This window comes from Streptosporangium vulgare (assembly GCF_042428775.1).
Lineage (GTDB): Bacteria > Actinomycetota > Actinomycetes > Streptosporangiales > Streptosporangiaceae > Streptosporangium > Streptosporangium vulgare.
The window spans coordinates 1-1,820 of record NZ_JBHMBS010000094.1 but is presented as its reverse complement, the minus strand read 5'-3'; the positions used below and the strand labels follow the sequence as shown (position 1 = coordinate 1,820).

At 71.0% G+C, this 1,820-nt stretch carries 1 protein-coding gene and 2 pseudogenes; 2 read left to right on the top strand and 1 reads right to left on the bottom strand.

The window, feature by feature from the left end; genetic code table 11:
* Nucleotides 1–453 (bottom strand): annotated as a pseudogene (locus tag ACFFRH_RS44095) (phospholipid carrier-dependent glycosyltransferase); the annotation flags it as partial.
* A gap of 98 nt (nt 454–551) precedes the next feature.
* On the opposite strand from ACFFRH_RS44095, the gene rsmI reads away from it, so the two are divergent.
* Complete coding sequence (gene rsmI / locus ACFFRH_RS44090) at nt 552–1,406, top strand: 16S rRNA (cytidine(1402)-2'-O)-methyltransferase (protein ID WP_344743856.1); 855 nt, start codon at nt 552–554, stop codon at nt 1,404–1,406.
* Nucleotides 1,407–1,460: 54 nt separating this feature from the next.
* Nucleotides 1,461–1,820 (top strand): annotated as a pseudogene (locus ACFFRH_RS44085) (phospholipid carrier-dependent glycosyltransferase); the annotation flags it as partial.

Sequence of the window (1,820 nt, the reverse complement as noted above, 5' to 3'; positions counted from 1 at the left end):
TCCGGCGAACCGCCACCCGAAGGGGGTCATCCCGAAGATCTGCTCGCCCACGCCGATCATCCACTTGCCCAGCGGCGGGTGGACCACGTAGGAGGCGCACTTGTCGAGCTCGGTGGGCGCGCACTGCTGCCAGATGTCGGTGCCGCCCCCCATCAGGATCTTGTCGGCGTCCTTGACGACGTTGTGCTCGGCACCGAAGGTGAGCAACGCCGAGGCGTCCTTGGCGTAGTACGTCTCGTCGAACATGATCGCGCGCGGGTGGCCGAGGTCGACGAACCGCAGGATCGCTCCGAACGCCGCGACCAGCAGCGGGCCCAGCCAGCCCCACAGGGCGCCGTTGGGCATCGGCGGCACGAGCCGGTCGCGCGCAGAGCCCTTGGTCCCGCCGGGCGGCTGGGGCTCCTGGGGCTCCGGCTGCTGCGGTCCCTGGTTGGTGAAGTCGGTCACGGCCACCCGGACATCGTACGGTCCCCCCACCCCCTTCAGCCCAGGAAAAAAATTGCTAGATGACCAATTTGGGAACTTCCTCCCAGGCTGGGCGCCCATCCGGGATGCGGGAGGATGGAACGGTGACGGACAACGGCAGGCTTGTGCTGGCAGGGGCTCCGATCGGGCAGGTGGGCGACGCCTCGCCCCGGCTGCGGCAGGCGCTGGAGAGTGCCGACGTGGTCGCTGCGGAGGACACCCGGAGGCTGCGCCGCCTGGCGGGGGAGCTGGGCGCGGAGATCGGCGGCCGGATCGTCTCCTACTACGACGCCAACGAGGCAGGGCGGGCCGCCGAGCTCCTCCAGGCCCTCCAGGACGGCAAGACCGTGCTGGTCATCACCGACGCGGGCATGCCGGGGGTCTCCGACCCCGGCTACCGCCTCACCCGCCTGGCGGTCGAGGCGGGGATCGCCGTCACCTCGCTGCCCGGGCCGTCGGCGGTGACCACGGCGCTCGCCGTCTCGGGGCTGCCCAGCGACCGCTTCTGCTTCGAGGGCTTCCCGCCGCGCAAGTCCGGTGAGCGCTCCCGCAGGCTCTCCGCCCTCGCGGAGGAGGAGCGCACCATGGTCTTCTTCGAGGCGCCGCACCGGCTGCACGTCGCGCTGGCGGCGATGGCGGAGGCGTTCGGCGCCGACCGCCGGGCGGCGGTCTGCCGGGAGCTCACCAAGACGTACGAGGAGGTGCGGCGAGGTGGCCTCGGGGAGCTGGCCGAGTGGGCGGCCGGGGGCGTCAAGGGGGAGATCACGGTCGTCGTCGCGGGGTACGCCGGGCAGGCCCTGCCGCCGGTGATCGGGGACCTGGTCGGCGAGGTGGCCCGCCGGGAGGAGGCGGGGGTGCCGAGGAAGCAGGCGATCGTGGACGTGGCGAAGGCCGCGGGAATCCCCAAACGCGATCTTTATGACGCTGTCCATCGAAGCTGATTTATCACCATAATTGCCCGAATGGGATTAATACGGGATCGCCTCTTGCCGCCCATGCAGGGAAGCGTGGTCTGGGGCTGGCTGGGGCCGCTGCTGGTCGCGGTGTTCGGAGGGGTCCTGCGGTTCGTCGACCTCGGCCGGCCGCGCGCGGTCGTGTTCGACGAGACGTACTACGCCAAGGACGCCTGGGCGCTGATCCACTACGGGGTGGAGCGGGCCTCGCTCGGCACCGTGGACGACCCGGTCGCCGACCGCATGATCATCGCGGGGAACACCGACTTCCTGGTCAAGTGCACGCCGCCGGAGGCCGATCCCTGCCCGCTCTACGTGGCCCACCCGCCGCTGGGCAAGTGGATGGTCGGCGTGGGTGAGCAGATCTTCGGGATGACGCCCTTCGGGTGGCGGTTCGCCGCG